General features: G+C 34.0%; 12 protein-coding genes. 8 read left to right on the top strand and 4 right to left on the bottom strand.

The window, feature by feature from the left end; all coding sequences use genetic code 11:
- The first annotated feature begins 106 nt into the window (after positions 1 to 106).
- Positions 107 to 865, top strand: coding sequence for a DUF5131 family protein (locus V8G61_RS14070; protein WP_394876517.1), 759 nt, complete (start codon positions 107 to 109; stop codon positions 863 to 865).
- 598 nt (positions 866 to 1,463) lie between these two features.
- Here V8G61_RS14070 and V8G61_RS14065 read toward each other — a convergent pair.
- From V8G61_RS14065 to V8G61_RS14050, 4 genes are all read right to left on the bottom strand, one after another.
- Complete coding sequence (locus V8G61_RS14065; protein ID WP_394876516.1) at positions 1,464 to 2,021, bottom strand: hypothetical protein; 558 nt, start codon at positions 2,019 to 2,021, stop codon at positions 1,464 to 1,466.
- Between the two features lie 132 nt (positions 2,022 to 2,153).
- On the bottom strand, positions 2,154 to 2,999 hold the full coding sequence (locus V8G61_RS14060) for a hypothetical protein (RefSeq protein ID WP_394876515.1): 846 nt from the start codon (positions 2,997 to 2,999) through the stop codon (positions 2,154 to 2,156).
- Positions 3,000 to 3,010: 11 nt separating this feature from the next.
- On the bottom strand, positions 3,011 to 4,132 hold the full coding sequence (locus V8G61_RS14055) for a protein kinase family protein (RefSeq protein ID WP_394876514.1): 1,122 nt from the start codon (positions 4,130 to 4,132) through the stop codon (positions 3,011 to 3,013).
- Between the two features lie 478 nt (positions 4,133 to 4,610).
- Positions 4,611 to 5,222, bottom strand: a complete 612-nt coding sequence (locus tag V8G61_RS14050; protein WP_394876513.1) for a hypothetical protein — start codon at positions 5,220 to 5,222, stop codon at positions 4,611 to 4,613.
- 311 nt (positions 5,223 to 5,533) lie between these two features.
- On the opposite strand from V8G61_RS14050, the gene V8G61_RS14045 reads away from it, so the two are divergent.
- The 7 genes from V8G61_RS14045 to V8G61_RS14015 all read left to right on the top strand — a co-directional run bounded on the left by V8G61_RS14045 (position 5,534) and on the right by V8G61_RS14015 (position 18,646).
- Positions 5,534 to 5,875, top strand: coding sequence for a hypothetical protein (locus V8G61_RS14045; RefSeq protein WP_394876511.1), 342 nt, complete (start codon positions 5,534 to 5,536; stop codon positions 5,873 to 5,875).
- An 88-nt stretch (positions 5,876 to 5,963) separates the two neighbouring features.
- The gene (locus V8G61_RS14040; protein ID WP_394876510.1) at positions 5,964 to 6,896 is read left to right on the top strand and encodes an AAA family ATPase; all 933 of its coding nucleotides are present in this window, start codon (positions 5,964 to 5,966) and stop codon (positions 6,894 to 6,896) included.
- Positions 6,859 to 7,857, top strand: coding sequence for a DUF3871 family protein (locus V8G61_RS14035; protein ID WP_394876509.1), 999 nt, complete (start codon positions 6,859 to 6,861; stop codon positions 7,855 to 7,857). Before V8G61_RS14040 ends, V8G61_RS14035 begins: the two co-directional genes overlap by 38 nt.
- An 895-nt stretch (positions 7,858 to 8,752) precedes the next feature.
- A complete protein-coding gene (locus tag V8G61_RS14030; RefSeq protein ID WP_394876507.1) occupies positions 8,753 to 9,691 on the top strand; it encodes a glycerophosphodiester phosphodiesterase family protein in 939 nt (312 codons plus the stop codon).
- Positions 9,692 to 9,887: 196 nt separating this feature from the next.
- Complete coding sequence (locus tag V8G61_RS14025) at positions 9,888 to 13,985, top strand: two-component regulator propeller domain-containing protein (protein ID WP_394876506.1); 4,098 nt, start codon at positions 9,888 to 9,890, stop codon at positions 13,983 to 13,985.
- Between the two features lie 142 nt (positions 13,986 to 14,127).
- Positions 14,128 to 17,067 (top strand): SusC/RagA family TonB-linked outer membrane protein, encoded by a 2,940-nt coding sequence (locus V8G61_RS14020; protein ID WP_394876505.1) that lies wholly within the window; start codon positions 14,128 to 14,130, stop codon positions 17,065 to 17,067.
- A 19-nt stretch (positions 17,068 to 17,086) separates the two neighbouring features.
- Complete coding sequence (locus V8G61_RS14015) at positions 17,087 to 18,646, top strand: RagB/SusD family nutrient uptake outer membrane protein (protein ID WP_394876504.1); 1,560 nt, start codon at positions 17,087 to 17,089, stop codon at positions 18,644 to 18,646.
- The last annotated feature ends 10 nt before the right edge of the window (positions 18,647 to 18,656 follow it).

Here is an 18,656-nt window from a genome sequence, read left to right as displayed (position 1 = left end):
TATATACACGCATAAACTAATAAACCGGTAATATGGGTTTACTAAACTAGTTTAAACCTTTAAACCAATAAAAATGAAAAATATTTGAATTTTAAAATTAATAATTATGAAAAAATCTAAAATCCAGTGGACAAAGTCCACATGGAACCCATGGCATGGGTGTAAGAAAGTGTCCCCAGGTTGTAAATACTGTTATATGTATCGTGACAAAGAACGATATGGGCAAAGCCCAACAACGGTTTTGAGGAGCAAGTCGATGTTTTATGCACCTTTAAAATTGAAAAAAGGTGAGTTGATATTCACATGCTCCTGGTCGGATTGGTTTATTGATGAAGCAGATGTTTGGCGCGAAGAAGCTTGGGATATCATCAGGCAGACACCCCAGCACACATACCAAATATTAACAAAGCGTCCTGAACGGATTAAGGAGCAATTACCAAAATATTTCGACTCATTAAACAATGTTTGGCTAGGGGTTTCTATTGAAAGTGAAGAACAAATGGGTCGGCTTGAGCACCTTAAAGACCTCCCATGTATTACCTTTGCCAGTTTTGAACCCCTGATAGGCCCTATTAATTGGGACACCAGGATGGACGGTTTAAAGTGGTGCATCATTGGAGGTGAGAGTGGCAATGATACAGGCAAATACCAATACCGCAAAATGGAATTGGATTGGGCACTCCATCTTGTTGATGGTGCTAAATCCAGTGGTGTACCCTGTTTTGTGAAGCAACTTGGGACATATCAGTATAAGCAATTAAATCTTAAAGATAGACATGGTGGCAATTTGGAAGAATTTCCAGAAGGATTTCAGGTGCGTGATTTCCCGGCAGTTTATTACGATAAACATATGGCCATGGCATAGCATGTTATTTAAATATGATTTTAAAAAAGGTGTCTTAATGATGCCTTTTTTAATTTTTATAGTATTCTGCAGGGATACCAGATAAATTATGGAACCAATCTTAGGTGCGAAACATAATATTTGAAATTATAATCTAAAATTCACTTTATAAGTGATAAACGAGGGGTGTGCAAATAGCACCATTTTCGACATTTTTACAGCATTTAAATTTTCATAAACATTATAATAATATAGCATTAACTTCTTCTCTGGAGTAAATTTAACCGGATTGTGTAATTAATTCACAATTAAACCCATTAACTTTAAATGTTATTTTCTCAGTATGATTATTTTGTGTTTTATAGTTGCCGGTGTTATTATAATAATGGTAGGTTATTTTTTTTGCAAAAAAGATATACCCACTCAGAAACTAAACCAAACGGAAATAAAAACAAAAAATAAGTGGTTACATCCAGAGGATAGTTTTGGTAAAATGGAAAAAGGCGTAAAGCATGATTAGTAAATAAATTCGAACCGTAAGAAAACCCATTGGGTTTTCAGAAGTTGGCGAGAACAAGCATTGAATAATACGCGTTGTTGTGATGTCGTTTTTATTTTATTAATAATCAAATTTATAAGCATTTGTTGTTTGTCTTTTTGTCCAATTTTTGAATTCAATATTCACAATCACTTCTTGAATTCCGTGAATTTTTTCTTTAAAATCAAAAGTTGGTAAGTATTGAATTCCGTATTTATTTAGTACTTCATCTATTTTTATTTTGTTCAATTGTGCTTTTTGATCCTTTTTCCTAAATCTATTCAGTCTTGAGTATGCAATTCCGAGAAATGTAAATCCAGTTACAATTATTCCAATTTTCACAGACCAAAGAAAAAGGCTGTATATAGTCCAACTAGAAAATAAAAATCCACCAATTATTATTGAAAAACCAATAATCATGGTAGTGTAAAAAGTAAAATATGTTGATTTTTTATTTCTGCGTATGATTTCCAATTCGAGATTAGCAATTTCTAATTTTTCTTGAAATTTACTATCAAGTTTAATTTTAGTACACGTATTATTAAAATCAGGTTTTCTATTGGTCAATTTGCAGGTCAAACCTTTTTCAAGGCTATTCATTTCGTTTTCACATAAATCACAATGTCTCGCTAAATTCATTAAAATTTTAGTTCAATTTTTAGTTAGTTTTTTCGATTTATGTTCCTCCACTAAATGCACCACAACGGTTTGGATATGAGCAGTAGCGTCCCGCAGGGCGCTATTGCTTATAGGTTTTGTTAGGTGCTTTTTTTATTCTATTCCTTTTTGTTTCCAAATCTCATCTATTTCAGATTGAAACGGTGTTAAGAACGAATAAGCAATATGGAAATCGGAATCTCCAGCTTCAAATTCATCCTTGTATAATTCTACTCCTCTTAACATCATTTTATATTGAGGATAACCATTTTCATCAAGTTCATAGTCCTGAACACCACGGATAATAAAATCCCTATTGACGTTATATTCTCCGTACTGTAATCCACCACCAATACTGGAGTCTCTGTTTGAATTAATTGCCTCTTTAATTATTTTGAGAGAGTTCCAACTTGGATTTGCTTCATGTAATTCTTGTGCAATGTCTTCTCCACTACCCATAAATTCAATCCCATCTACAATTAGAATTTCTTCATATTCCGCTTGAATAGGATAGTCAGTTGTGTCAAGGGTAAATTTAAATGTCCTAAAGGTGTTTGTTTCAGGACAATTACCAGTAATCATTATTCCTGAAATTCCGTGATTTCTTAAAATCGCGCAGATATCTCGAGATGTTTTTTGAAATACTTTTTTAATAACCTCACAGATACCTATCATTGAACAATCAGTGTATCCTGGGGCGAATTGCAGATACTGCAAAATTTCATTGATAGCTTCCTTGACTAAATATGCATTTGTTGTGCTTCCAGCAACACACATCCCGATAGTAAAACTTTTATAAAGTTCTGTGATTCCTGATTCAAGTGATGGAGCATATATTTTGACAGGCACAGAAAATACTTTTATTCCAAAATCGATATACTCGTCATCTCCGAAAGAAAATCTTGAATCTGAAGCGAAGTGCGGAACACCGTTAATTTTTCTTGCAATACAAAGAGTCATTTATCTTGTTTTTAAAATGGCAAATCATTTTCTTCAATTGGTATTTCACGTTCAACATTATCCAATCTTTGCCATAAATTATTTAGTATTATTTTCTGTTTGTCTACAGTAACTGATTTAATGAAAGTCAAAAAGTCCTTAATCAATTCTACTTCAATTTCCCTATTGCGATAATAACGATAGTCTCCTTTTACAAAACATTTTGCGATAGAATTATGATTTTGAACATAGGTTTCAAGCATAGAGTTTCTATATACATTCTCTAGGTCAATTATTATTTTACTTATATCTGAAATGTACTTTGATTCAATGTTGATTTTTGAATAAATATCTGATAAGCAAGAAGCAAACCGTAAATATGTATTCTTGTCGTTTTCAGAAAAGTCGACCCCAAGTGATTCGTCAGTTGTTATTTCCCTTTGAATATCAAAAAAAGAGTCAATCCTTTTGTTGTAATCATTATCGGTCATTCTTTTTAATAAACTCTTATATGAAAAGTTTTGAAGATTGTTTTCAGTGATTATTTCTTCAAAGAGTTTTCCTAAAAAATATATCTCTGTTTTAAAGTTATAAATTTTATTTTCAAAATCAACCGGAGGAGTATAACGCCAATTCAGCGATATGCTTTTATCGTAATTCTCGTCAAAGTCTACTTTCTTTCCGAATCCAAAATCAATAATTTTAACAACCCCTTGTTCCGAAACTAAAATGTTTTCTGGTCTTATATCTCTATGAAGAATTTTAACTTCTTCCAAGTTTATAAACCCCTCTATTGTTTGAGTAAATACATCATTTAGGCGATCAGGGTTACTTTTAATAAAATCGTATATGGTACTGCCTTTTATGTATTCCATTAAAATAAATCCTGTGTGTTTCTCAGGATATAAATAATAGTTAAATACTCGGACAATATTTTTATGATAAACTAAGTGAAGAAGCTTGATTTCTTCTTTGAAATTCTTGAAAAATTGAAGTTGGTGTTCTTCGTGGAATGGAGAGTACTTTTTACATACAAAACGTTCATTAATGATTTCATCTTCTAATAAAACAGTTCTGCCAGTTCCTCCTTGACCAATTTCGTCTATGAACTTATAATCTTTTGTTCGTATGAATTCTATTAATTTTCCTTTCATTTCTGTAATTGTACCTAACGGTCTCGTGTATGGTTTGTTGCGATTTTAGGTAACCAATTTAGCAAATAAAAACGAACCGTAGGAAAATCCGCAGGATTTTCCGATAAGCGAGAACCAAAGCAATGAACGATACGCGTTGTTACACACTGTACCGACACGTTTGAGTAAACACGTTTTACTCCGTTTCGCCGTACCACTCCGAACGCTTACGAAACGCCGTAAAGCTATGCTACCCAACCGCCCGAGTTTTCCAGACAGCCATAACGATTGCATAAACCTTGCGAACTGCCGTAATGCTTTGCGTTTAGATTGGAAAAGGAGGTATGGTTTGTAACGGTTTTGGCTATGGTTTCGTTACGGAATGGTACGCGAGTATCATTCCGCCGTAACCATAAATTTAGCAAAAAGGCTCGAAATTCCGATTATGAATTTCAGCCGTAATGAACTATAGCCGTTGTTGCCTGTAGTGCTTTATTTTTTATAAGTCAATTTCTGTTTCGTAATATATTTTCCCATTCAGGGGAATTATTGTCGTTGTTGCATATGAATCTGTAAAAGATATTTTTTGTAATTCAAAAATTTTGTTTGCATCTACTTTGTCGTAATAGTTTAATGGAATGATATCTATAATTCCGAAAATCATATTGTCCCCGCCTTCACATCTTGTATTTACGTGGTGCATTTTGGGAACAAAATCGAGTGCAAAATCCAATTCTCCGTTTTTCTTAAAGTATTTCCATTCTCCAATTCTGTAATAATAGAAAGCTCGGAAAGCTCCGCCCATTCCACAGTCGATAAAAGAGCTTATTTTATAATTTCCTTCTGATGATAAAATTCCATCCGAGTCATATTCTTTCCAAAGTCCGCATTTTATATCACTAACATAGTCTTTTGAAACTGCCATTTTTCCAATTCCGCTTACAGTTCCGTTTTTGTTTTTAAGTTCAATTAGAGTATCCTTGTCTGGAAGTCCATTTTCAAGTTCGCCATAAAGTTTGTCGTCTTGAATGTAAATCCGATTCTGATGAAGATTTTTGGTTCCGCAACCAAAAGTCAAAATAATTAATATATATGCTATTGATTTGTTCATTTTCGCATTACAGGCAACTCGTTATATGTAGGTAAATATACACCTTTTTGGGACTTATTCTCCGGATAACAGGAACTTTAGACCCTCTTATCTGTATTCCGGTTCTTAAGATATATGCCAGATTTAATTAATCCTTGGCATCTGAATTAAGAAGTTACCGGGACTAATCAAAAAAAATTATTTTTTGATTTTTTTCTAACTTGTTATATTAAAAATAGGAGTCGCCTTCCAACAACAACCCCACCCAATTTTTAGCAGGTGGGGGTTGTCCCCCCTTTAATAAAACTGCAGTAACTAAAATCATTTAAATTATGGTAACTGTAAAAGAAATTAAGAAGGCTGAAAATTCAAAAGGTGAAGAATTTTATGGCTTAATCGTTCAATCGGGTGCTGTTCCTGTTAAGAGTAAACGATCAGGTAGAGTTTACATCACAGCCAAAACGGCCTTTGTTGCCACCACCTTTGATGAAGAAACAGCATCATCACTCATAGGTAGTGAATTTGAAGGCACCATTAGAAAAGTGGAGACAGATCCTTATGAATACACTATCGAGGAAACCGGGGAGATTATAACGCTTTCTCATCGGTATGAATATGTGGATCCAGCCTTGGACATGGAGGAACAGGTGGTAGAAGAAATCAGTGTCTATTAACTGCACTTTCGACATTTTCAACACTTTGAAAGAGTTTACCGCTAATTCGTGGTAAGCTCTTTTTTTATTCCTAAAAACAACAAAATATATGTTTAAACAAAGAAAATACATTATGCAATTACAACAAACAAAACGGCACAACGTAAAACTACGTTTAGGGATATCTGGAGCTAGTGGCTTTGGTAAAACCTACTCAGCCCTACAATTAGCCTATGGTATGACTAGTGATTGGTCAAAAATCGCTGTGATAGATACAGAGAATGCATCAGCCAGTCTATATTCAGATTTAGGCAACTTTAACGTATTGAACCTAAACCCATCTTATAGCCCAGAACGGTATATAGAAGCCATAAGCATATGTGAAAAATCCAATATGGAAGTGATAATAATCGATTCCGTAAGCCATGAGTGGCAGGGTGATGGTGGCTGTTTACAAATCCATGAGCAACTTGGCGGTAGATTTCAGGATTGGGCTAGGGTTAAACCAAGGCACCAGAAATTCATAGACGCCATACTAAGATCTAAATGCCACATTATTACTACCTCCAGACGTAAAACAGATTATTCATTAGATGTTGGTTCTAATGGTAAATCTAAAGTGGTTAAGCACGGTACTAAAGAAATTACTTCTGAAGGTTTTGAATATGAGCTATCAGTAAACTTTGAGCTCATAAACGAGAATCATTTGTGTAAGGTGAGTAAAGACCGGACCAATTTATTCCAGGGAAACCCTGAATTTATAATAAATGCTGATATAGGTAAACAATTAAAGGCTTGGTGCCATCAAGGTATTTCACTGGAGGATGTGAAGCAAGAAATAAAAGCCACCACAACAGTAGAAGGCTTGAGGCATTTGTTTCATAAACACGGTGCTTTAAAACAGCAAATATTACCACTTATTCTGGAGAGAAAATCTGAAATAGAGAAAACAGCTCAGATAGCGGACAACAAACAAATCATTAACACAAAATCTATACAACAAAATGGAATTAACAACAGCAACCCAACAAGTGGTAAATAGCCACGAAGTAGTTTCATCATCTATTTCAAATAACAATAAATTTATAGAAGCCAATACACAAGAAGTAACACTTTCACACCTAAAACAGGATTGTGTCATTCCTGTTTTCGCTAAAGATAACGAAACCACAATACCACATTTTGAGTTTATTAGTGCGGTGAGAGAAACAGCTCAACATCTATTTCCAGAAGGAACGGTAATGATGCCTAATATTAGAACCAGCCATGTTATTAAAGGGCGTATTCCTTCTGCAATAGGTAAACCGGCCAAAGAACTGTTGGAACATGAAAAGACGATATATTATGAGCGCATGGCTTTTATGGTAGAGATACCTCATGTGCACGCGTATATCAATAATCAAAAGTTAAATCTCACCGTTGGTGGTGTACGTAGCTATTCCGAACAAAATCTATTTTCGAAGAAAAGCATCGAAAAGTTTAAAATCTTTATTGGTTTCAAAAATATGGTGTGTTGCAATCTATGTATCGCCACAGATGGATTAAAGGATGATTTAAGAGTGAGTAGTGTTGATGAGCTTAAAGCTAAGACACATGATTTATTTCTGACCTATAATCAAGAACAGCAGGTGGATGTCATGAGGCAATTGCAAGATTATACCATAAACCAAGAGCAGTTTGCCCATTTGGTAGGTAAAATGAAACTCCACAATTGCTTAGATAACAACCAAAAGCAGGGCTTATTTGAACTTAAAACAACAGATTCGCAAATCAATAATATTATTAAAAACTATGTTGATGACCCTCATTTTAGTGCAGACCATAACGGTTATATCACTCTCTGGAATTTGTACAACCTATTTACCGAAAGCTCTAAAAGCAATTACATAGATAACTTTCTGAGCCGGAACTGTAACACGTATGAGTTTGTAAACCATTTAGGTGGAGCAATCAAAAACAACGAGGATAACTACTTTCTGCAGAATAACGATGTAGTGCATTAAACATAATTTATTTTATTAAAAATGAGCAATAAAGAACTGATTGAGCTTTTGAAATATTGCTCACCACACATCATTTATGTGGTTAATGATCAAAATAGAATTATAAAACTGCAGACACCCTTTAAGTTAAAGGTTATACAGAAAATAGGTTTTTTAAGGAAACATCAAATTCTTTACTGTGAAGAATTAAAAATCACTAACGAGGGCAGAATTGTATTCTGTATAGATGGCCAAAACTACTTCACACATCATTTTGACATTTTAACAAAATAAGTTAAAGAGGGCGTTATACTATATCTTTTGGCTCTATAATAATTAAGCCACTAAGGAAATTTTTATTCTAGATAACCTTTGAATATTAAGCCTAACCGTATAATTAAAAAAGTTATTTAACTAAAAAAGGTTAGGCTTTTTTCAATTGAATATCTTTAAAAAAACACTCCAATTTGTCAATTTCTTAATCCTAGTTTTTGTTCTAATTGATATTCATGTAGGTTAGTTTCACTCTAAATAAATGCATGCTTCCTTTGTAAGTAAATTCACCAAGAATATATATAACCAATGAGTTTGTAAATGATAAAAAGAAAAAATACATTGTATACAACCTTTTGACGATTTTAAAATTGACTTTTAAGTTATTCAGGCATATGTGGTAAAATAATTAGAAATATTTTTTGTCCTACATCGCTGTTTAGTCTAAATTTTACTCGAGAGAATTTTTAGAGGGGGGGGTAAGCATTGGAGCATTTCCCATAAAAAAAATCTGGAAAATCTAATAAAGTCAAGATCCTTATTAAAAAACCACCCGCTTTTTGATGAATTTCCACCCCTGTAAATTATTTAATTCTCTCTAATATTGAATGCACTAAACTTTTATACGATCAATAAACTATAGATGAATTTCAATTTTTTTAAATTATTATTATTCAGTCTTATCTTGATTTTGTCTGTACATTCATGCAAACAAAACAAAGAATCTGAAAATGAATTTTCAAATAATACAGATTCATTATTAAAAAAATTAAATGATTCTCAGGGCAAGGATGTCTTAGTTATCGCTCATCGTGGTGATTGGCGTAATTTTCCTGAAAACTCCGTAGAAGCTATTGAGAGTGCTATAAACATGGGTGTGGACATGGTGGAATTGGATGTAAAAAAGACCAAGGACAACCACCTTATTATTATGCATGATGCAACCCTGGACAGAACAACTACAGGGAAAGGTTTGGTTTCCGAATGGACTTTAGATTCTATTAAAAAACTTTACCTTAAAAATGGTGCCGGTATTTACACAAAATATAGGATTCCAACATTAGAGGAAGCTTTGAACACTTGTAAAGGAAAAATTCTTGTCAATTTGGATGGCGCTTATGATTATTTTAATGAGGCGTTCGAAATAGCAAAAATATCAGGGACCACCAATCAAATTGTATTAAAGGGCTATAATAAAAAAGCAAGTGAAGTTCTTTCTGATTTTGGTGAAAAATTAGACACCATCATTTTCATGCCTATCATAAATTTAGACACAGACAACGACCCCATACAAACAATTAGCGATTACCAATCTCAACTACAGGTGAAAGCTTTCGAAATCGTATTTTCCAATGACTCTTCTGGGGTCCTAACACAATTTTCAAAAATTAAAGATAATGGGAGCCGTGTTTGGGTGAATTCCCTTTGGGCTTCGTTAAACGCAGGTCATGATGACAATGAGGCGGTTAAAAACAAAGACAGTATTTATGGTTGGTTTGTAAATAATGGCGTTAACATGATTCAAACCGATAGGCCAGAAATGCTATTAGAATATTTACGAGAAAGAAAATTACATAATTAAAATGTTTGTTTTTATTTGAGTTTACTTAGTTAATAAGGGTGCAATTGAAATTTGTGCCCTTTTTTACAAATTTAACTTTGTAAATTGAATTTTCATTTGAATCAAGAGATTTGCTAAAAACCACTGTTTTAAATTTGATTACTTTTATATTTAACTGTAAAAAGGAAAGCAAACGGAAAAAATATATAGTATTTATATGAGGCTTTTGCAACATAATGTCATTGAAATACTCAGATACAAGCTTTTGTTAGGTTTTTCTGTTGTATCAATTTTTTCTTCGTTTTCACAAACACCTGTTAACTTTCAAAAAATTAACCAATCTAACGGCTTATCTAGCAATAGAATTACGGGAATCATAAAAGAGAAAAATGGTTTTGTTTGGGTTGGTACTGAAACAGGCCTAAACCGCTACGATGGTAAAGAATTTAAGGTTTACGATAATCAAAGCAGCAACATTGGCTCAAACAACATAAGCAATATTCTTTTGGATAGTAAAGGAAGAATTTGGGTTGCTACTTTAGGTGGAGGATTAAATTTATACGATAAATTACATGATAATTTTAAAGTCTATAAGTATGATGCCAATAATCCCGAATCGATTTCTTCAAATCAAATTTATTGTTTGTACGAGGACTCAAATCATCATATTTGGATAGGAACTGAAAATGGCCTGTGTTTTTTTAACGAACGAACAAATTCATTTGAAACTTACAATAACCAAAACAAAGACTTCAACCTTGTTTTTGAAAACAATGTTTCAAGTATCTGCGAGGATATTAATGGAAATTTGTGGATTGGAACATTTGGTGGCGGATTAAATAAATTTTCTACAGAGCTTAAAGAGTTTACCCATATAACTGCAGACGAATCGGTTTTCAGTGATTTCATACATACGGTTTTACCTCTAAGTGATCATATCATTTTGATTGGAACCAGTGGTGGCGGCCTTTTAAAATACGACATAGAACAGCAAAGGTTTTCTAATTATTTTTCGAATTCAAACCAAGAAAAAGAAAATGCCATAGTTCGTGTTCTATTCAAAGATGAAATGGGTAATCTTTGGGTTGGGACCGATGGAAATGGGATTATTCAAGTTAAAAACCCTGAAAGCCCTTCACCTGTTTTTCATAATTTCAATCATAACCCGCAAATCAATTCCTCTCTATCTGGAAATGCTATATATGCCATTGCTGAGGATGATTTGTCTAACATTTGGATTGGAACAGCTTGGAATGGTATCAATATTTTGACTCAAAAGGATGATTTTGACCTCATCCCAAGTGATATTAGGGGATTAAATCCTATCACTGTTTTATCAATTTACAAAGACAAAGAAAATCTGTTTTTGGGAACGGATGGTAGAGGATTAACCATTTTCAATTCCAAACAAAAAAGTATTAAGGAATACAATAAGGACAACGGAAATTCTTTGGGAGGTGATTACATCCAATGTTTTCACAAAAGTAAAGACCAAATTCTTTGGATAGGAACCTATGCCAACGGACTCATTAAATTTAACCTAAAAACTAAGATCTCGCAACAGTTTAAACATGAGGCTAACAACCAGGAATCTTTGAGTTTTAATGATATTAGAGCTATAATTGAAGATGAAAAACATAATTTATGGATAGCGTCCTGGGGAGGCGGACTCAATTATTTTGATACTAAAAATGAAACCTTTACAGCTTATCGCGAAAATAAAAAAGACAGCACATCTCTTAGTAATGATAATATTGTTGCGATGGAAAAAACAGGAGATAGTCTCTGGCTGGGAACTTTTGGCGGTGGCCTCAATATTTTCAATACCAAAACACTTAAAAATACGCGGATAAAACTCAAAGGTGATTTATCCGAGGTTATGACGTCGGATAACATCTTAAGTCTTCTTAAAGATTCAAAAAATAATGTTTGGATAGGAACTTCCGAGGGAGGCATAAATCGATTCAATTCTAAGACAAAAAACTTCGCACATTTCGACAGTGATAAAGAATTGAATAATCAATCAGAAGTAGCCCTTGTTGAAGATAAACTTGGGAATATTTGGTTCAGCACAAAAAAAGGAATTTACAAATATGATTATCAATCAAACAGCTTTACCGATTACTCCGATCTGGCAGGGGAATATCATATTAACTCGGTTTTTAAGGATTCCGAAGGACTTCTATACTTTGGGCGATCTGATGGTGCCGTGCGATTTAATCCGGATAATATTAAAAAAGAAAATAGTCATCCTCCAGTTAAAATCACGGATTTCAAGCTTTTTAATAAGAAAGTAGCAATTGGCGACGATGGAATTTTGGAAAAGAACATCACGCTTACCAACCACATCACACTAAAGCACAATTTAAATGTTCTAACTTTTGAGTTTGCAGCTTTAAAAATTCCATTTTCCTCGAAATGTGAATATACCATTCAAATGGAAGGCTTTGACAAGACATGGCGAGAAATAGGAAACGATCGCACTGTGACCTACACTAACCTTTCTCCTGGAGATTACACGTTTAAGGTAAAGAGCAGGGAAACAGGAAGTGATTGGGGAGATGATTATGCCTCTGTCAACATCACTATTCTAAAACCATTTTGGTTGGAATGGTACGCTTATGTTTTTTATGCCTTTTTAGTCGTTTTAAGCTTTTATTTATTCAGAAAATATATTTTGGCTTGGGAACAAATGAAAACTAATCTGAAATTAGAAAAATTGACCCATGAAAAAGATATTGAGCTGTACAACTTGAAACAACAATTTTTCACTAATATTTCGCATGATATTCGAACGCCTATCACTTTGATTTTAGCTTCAATTAATCGACTCATATCCAAAAGTGAGACATTGAATGAAGATCTTTCAAATCCAGTAAATACCATTAAAAAGAATGGAAATAAATTATTAAAGCTTATAAATGAGCTCCTTGATTTCAGAAAATTAGAGCAAAAAGAAATTCAATTAAAAGTTTCAAAAACAAATATTGTTGATTATTGTGAGGAAATTTATTTGTCATTTAAGGAAATGGCGATTCAAAAAAATATAGACTTCACATTTAAATCATCAACGCCTAATATTGCCGTTTGGATTGATAAAAATCAATTGGAAAAAGTGTTTTATAATATTCTTTCCAATGCTTTTAAATTCACCCAACAAAAAGGATCGATTCAAATTTCAGTTTTAGAAAAATCAGATCAGGTGATCATTGAAATTGAAGATAAAGGTGTTGGATTAACCAAAGGCCAATTAGCCAAAATTTTTAACCGATTTTATCAAACAGAGGTCAACACGACTTCTGAAGAAGGTGGTTTTGGTTTAGGTCTGTCCATTTCAAAATACATCATTGAATTACATCAAGGTGATATTATTGTGGAAAGTGAAAAAGGCCTTGGCAGTACATTTAAAATTATTTTAAGGAAAGGGAAAGAACATTTCAAAGAAGAGCATATTTCAGGCGAATATGAGGAAAAGTTATTGGAAAATTATTTTTTGGATGCTGAGGAGTCTCATTTATATGATGAACTAAGCGAAGAAAAAGAATCCAAAGACAAAATTCAAGACGCTGCAAACCTGCTCATTGTTGAAGATAATGACGAAATACGCGAATACGTTGTTCAATTGTTATCGCAGGACTATACGGTTCTAGAGGCGAAAAATGGCAAAGAAGCCTTTGAGGTAGCTAAGGAAACATTGCCGGATATTATTATAAGTGATATTATGATGCCTATAATGGATGGGGTAACACTTACCAAAAAGCTAAAAACAAATTCTCGAACCTCCCACATTCCTGTAATACTTTTAACAGCAAGAGCTTCCTTTACACATAAAATAGAAGGTTTTGATGTTGGAGCTGATGATTATGTGACTAAACCTTTCCATGAAAAACTTTTAAAAAGCAGAATTAGAAATCTATTAAAAACCAGGTCGCTTTTACATGACAAATTTTGGAAAAACGAATTGATCCCAATTAGTGAATTAAACCTTTCCAAAATTGATGAAAAATTCATGAGTAAACTAATTAAAATCATTGAGGACAATATTTCTGATCCCGAATTAAATATCAATGTTATTTGCGATGAAATGGGGATGAGTCACTCTGTCATTTATAAAAAAATCAAGGCTCTGACTAACATGAGTTATATTGAATTTGTTAAAGATTTTAAATTAAAGACAGCAAAACGTTTGATTTCAGAGCAAAATTTTTCAGTAAAGGATGCTTGTTACCATGTAGGGTATTCTGATCGAAAATATTTTAGCAAAATTTTCAAACAACATTTTGGCAAGAACCCATCGGAATTTATAAAAAATTGATTTTAGAAGTCATCAATTTAGTATTTAAGTCTATAATACAATTTAAACTAGTTTTTACCCCTCAATTCAATGAATCTTTACCCCTGCTAAACTACAGTAGTAATTAAATTTGAATACCAATTACTAACTAAACTAATTTTGTATGGAACAAAATGTACCATTAAAGGTTTTGCAGCCAAAAACCTTTTTCTCAATCCTTTTATTTTTATTTTGTGCTTTGGCCATGGGCCAAACCAAAACAATTTCTGGAAAGGTCTTCGACAATTCATATAATCCATTGATTGGAGCTTCAGTATTAGCCAAAGGAACCAATACTGGAACAGTTACGGATTTTGACGGTCAATTCTCTCTAACTATTAATGATAATGTAAGTACGTTAATTGTGTCGTATCTCGGATACGTTACGCAAGAAGTTAATATAGGTGATCAAAATACACTGACTATAACTTTAGAAGAGGATACCGAGGCGCTTGATCAAGTGGTCATTATTGGTTATGGAACACAGAAAAAGAAGGATTTAACGGGCTCTGTAGCGTCAATAAGTACAGAGGATTTTCAAAAAGCTCCAGTTACTAATGTCGAAGGACTGATCGCCAATAAATTACCAGGGATTCAAATAACACCATTTAGTGGTAAACCTGGAGCAGGTAGCAACATATTGATTCGAGGAGGCTCATCTTTAAATGCGAGTAATGACCCATTATTTGTGGTAGACGGTGTTCCTTTGGAAGGTTGGAATGGTGGCCCTGGAATATTAAGCCAATTGAATCCTAATGACATTGAAAGTTTTACCGTACTTAAGGATGCATCTGCCTCTGCTATTTACGGATCACGTGCATCAAACGGGGTCATTATAATAACTACTAAAAAAGGAAATTTAAGTGGCGAAACCAAAGTCAATATTTCCTCTACTACGCGTGTTTCAAAAATTATAAATAAAGCCTCGGTACTGTCAGCGGATCAGTATAGAAACTTGGTAAATGACATTGGTTTTAGCAACACACCACCAGGTAACGCGAACACAGATTGGCAAGATGAAGTTTATCAAATTGCATTAGCCACAGAAAATAATATTAGTGTTTCTGGATCTATCAAATCTTTGCCGTACCGTGCATCGGTAGGCTATCTAGACCAAGACGGGATTTTAAAAACAGGAAATTACAAAAGGTTAACCGCTTTGGTTAACTTAAATCCCAAGTTTTTTGACAACCATCTAAAGGTTAATTTAAATTTAAAAGGTTCTTTGGAGGATCAACGTATTGCCAATGAGAGCGCCTTATGGACATCCACTGCGTTTGATCCAACCCAACCAGTTTATGTTGACGATCAAACGTATGGAGGCTATTTTCAGTATACCCAATTCGCTTCAAATCCGGCATTAGCTCTAATTAACCCTGTTAGTATGCTTTATCAGGTTACTAATAAAAGTGAAAACAAACGAAGTGTTGGAAACATACAACTCGATTATTCATTACATTTTTTACCGGACCTTCATATAAACGTTAATGCTGGTTATGATATCTCTCGCGGAACCTATAGGTCTTCAGCACCAGCGAATTATTTTCCTTCAAATATTTCAGGAGGCTATATCTATGACGCAAACCCTTCTACAGAGGTTAAAAACACATTACTGGAGTCCTATTTATTTTATAGTAAGGATCTTGAATCAATCAAAAGTAAATTTGATATCACCGTTGGGTACTCTTATAATGATTTTTTAACAACAAATTATTTTTATCCAACCTATAGAGCCGATGGGACAAAGCAACCGAATAGCGATCCTACATTCCCATTCGATAAGCCAAGTCATTCCATAATTTCGTTCTATGGAAGACTTAATTATACTTTGAATGATAAATATTTACTTACGGCTTCTTTACGTGATGATGGATCCTCTAGGTTTCCGGAAAAAAACAGATGGGGATTATTTCCTTCTGTAGCTCTGGCCTGGAAAATAAATCAAGAAAATTTCCTTAAAAACAGTGACGTTGTCTCAAATTTAAAACTGCGTTTAAGTTACGGGATAACCGGTCAGCAGGACGGTATTGGAAATTATGTTTACATACCTGGTTACTCGGTTGGAAATTTTAACAATCAATATACTTTTGGTAATACACCATATACAACGGTTTCCCCGGGAACTTATAACCCAGATCTTAGATGGGAACAAACTGAATCCGCTAATATTGGATTGGACTTTGGGTTTTTGAATAATAGAATTAATGGAAGTATTGATTTTTACAAAAAAAGGACGAAAGATTTATTAAACAATACGATAATACCACTTGGGGTTAATTTCGGAAATTCCTTATTGCTGAATATTGGTAATATGGAAAATGAAGGCGTAGAATTCTCACTAAATACCATTCCAATTCAAAAAGAAAATATGAGTTGGGACATCAATTTCAATGTTACTTATAATGAAGGTAAAATAACAAAACTGAGTAACACAGATGATAGCGGGGTTGGCTTATTTAGTAGCAGTACCTTGGTAAATACAGTGGGTTACCAACGTAATACATTTTATCTGTATCACCAGGTATATAATGAAGATGGTATGCCAATAGAAGGTCAGATGCGTGATTTGAACAATGATGGTATTTTAAATGCTGATGACCGTTACATTACCAATAAGTCTACCGCTCCTAGATACCTCTTGGGCTTTAGCACTAATTTCGCTTGGAATAAGTGGAGTTTAAGTACCTCACTGCATGCTAATTTGGATCACTATATGTTTTTCCGCCCCTATGATAATACTATAGCAATTACGAATTATCAAGTATCACAAAATCTCAATACACTTTACTATGATACCCTTTTTAGCAATAATGATCCGGCACAAGGGTTTAGTGATTTTTATTTGCAAAATGCTTCATTTCTTAAAATGGACAATATCACATTAGGGTATAATTTTGGTCAAACCTTAGTTAATTCCAAGGTTGGACTAAGTATAAATGCTTCTGTGCAAAACGTTTTTATAATTACCAACTACGATGGATTAGATCCGGAGTCATTGGGAGGTTACGAGAACTCCTATCCTGTGCCCCGAGTTTACGCCCTGGGATTAAACATTAACTTTTAACCTAAATAACTAATAAAACATGAAAACTTCGAACAAAATATTTAATAAATGGGTTTTTACAGTAATACTTTTAGTTATTGCAGTCAATTTTAACTCATGTACAGACGACCTAAATAAAGAACCACTAAACACTTTAACTAACGATAAGCAGTTTAACAGTGTAGATGGTTATAAACAAGGCTTGGCTTCAGTGTATTCCAACCTGGTTTACAACACTTTTCTTCGATTTTACTGGAGTATGCAAGAGTATTCCACAGATATGGCGGTGAGCACTTGGAATGACGGCGGTGATGGCATCTATCATGAATTAGCCTGGAGTGCAGATTCACCAGCGATTACCAACGTTTATAATGCCTCCCTTTCCATTATAACACTATGCAACAATTTTATTAACGAATCTTCGGATCAAGCACTTTCAGATCGAGGCTTTAGCGGTAGTGATATTGATAAAATAAAGCAATATCAAGCAGAAATAAGATATTTAAGAGCCTATTGTTTTTGGATTCTAATGGATGCTTATGGAAACCCACCCTTTCCAACGGAGAATAATTTAGGAACCTCATCACCTGAGCAAATCCAACGTGCCGATTTATTTGCTTTTATCGAAAGTGAATTAAAGGCCATTGAACCCATGCTTGCTGATCCCAGAACTAATGAACGTGGTAGACCGGATAAAGCTGCCGATTGGGCTTTGTTATCCAGAATGTACTTAAACGCGAAAGTTTACACTGGGCAAGAACACTATACGGATGCTATAACCTACAGTAAAAAAATAATTGATGCAGGTTATCAACTAGAAACCAATTATTCATGGTTAATGCTTGGTGATAACTATTTAAATACTAACGAGTTTATTTGGACGATTAATTTCAATAATACTAATATTACTTGGTATGGCACTAACTTTTTATCTCTTGGTGCTGCTGGAGTTCCCGCATCTATAAATGGGATGTCCGGTAGTTGGAATGCTTTCCGGTTTACACAACAAATTCCGGCACTTTTTCCAACTTCGGATACTTCTGTAGATAAAAGAGCTCAGTTTTATACTAATGGACAAAATCTGGAAGTCGATAATATTTCGACCAGCACAGATGGTTATTCTGCTTACAAATACAGAAATGTTACTCGTGAGGGTACCCCAATTACTCAAAACAATAATTATGGTAATATAGCCGACATTGATTTTCCTGTATTCCGTCTTGCAGAAATTTACCTCACCTATGCAGAGGCTGTTTTAAGAGGTGGAACCGGCGGAGATACTTCCACTGCGTTAAATTTTATTAATGAAATTAGAGGCCGTGCTTATGCGGATGATCCAAGTAGTTCCGAGGGAAATATTACTACATCTGACCTAACACTTGATTTTATTTTAGATGAGAAAGCCCGAGAATTCTATTGGGAAGCACAGCGCCGGACAGACCTTATTCGCTTCGACAAACTGACTTCAGGTAACTACCTATGGGCCTGGAAAGGCGGAGTTAAAGAAGGGCGATCGGTTGATGACAAATATAATCTATTCCCTATCCCAACAGCCGATTTACTGGCAAATCCAAACTTAGTGCAAATCGATGGCTTCTAAAAGAGGCATG

Source organism: Gaetbulibacter sp. M240 (genome assembly GCF_043876815.1).
Taxonomy (GTDB): Bacteria; Bacteroidota; Bacteroidia; order Flavobacteriales; family Flavobacteriaceae; genus Gaetbulibacter_A.
The sequence above is the reverse complement of the archived record's forward strand: the minus strand, read 5'-3'. Positions and strand labels throughout refer to the sequence as shown.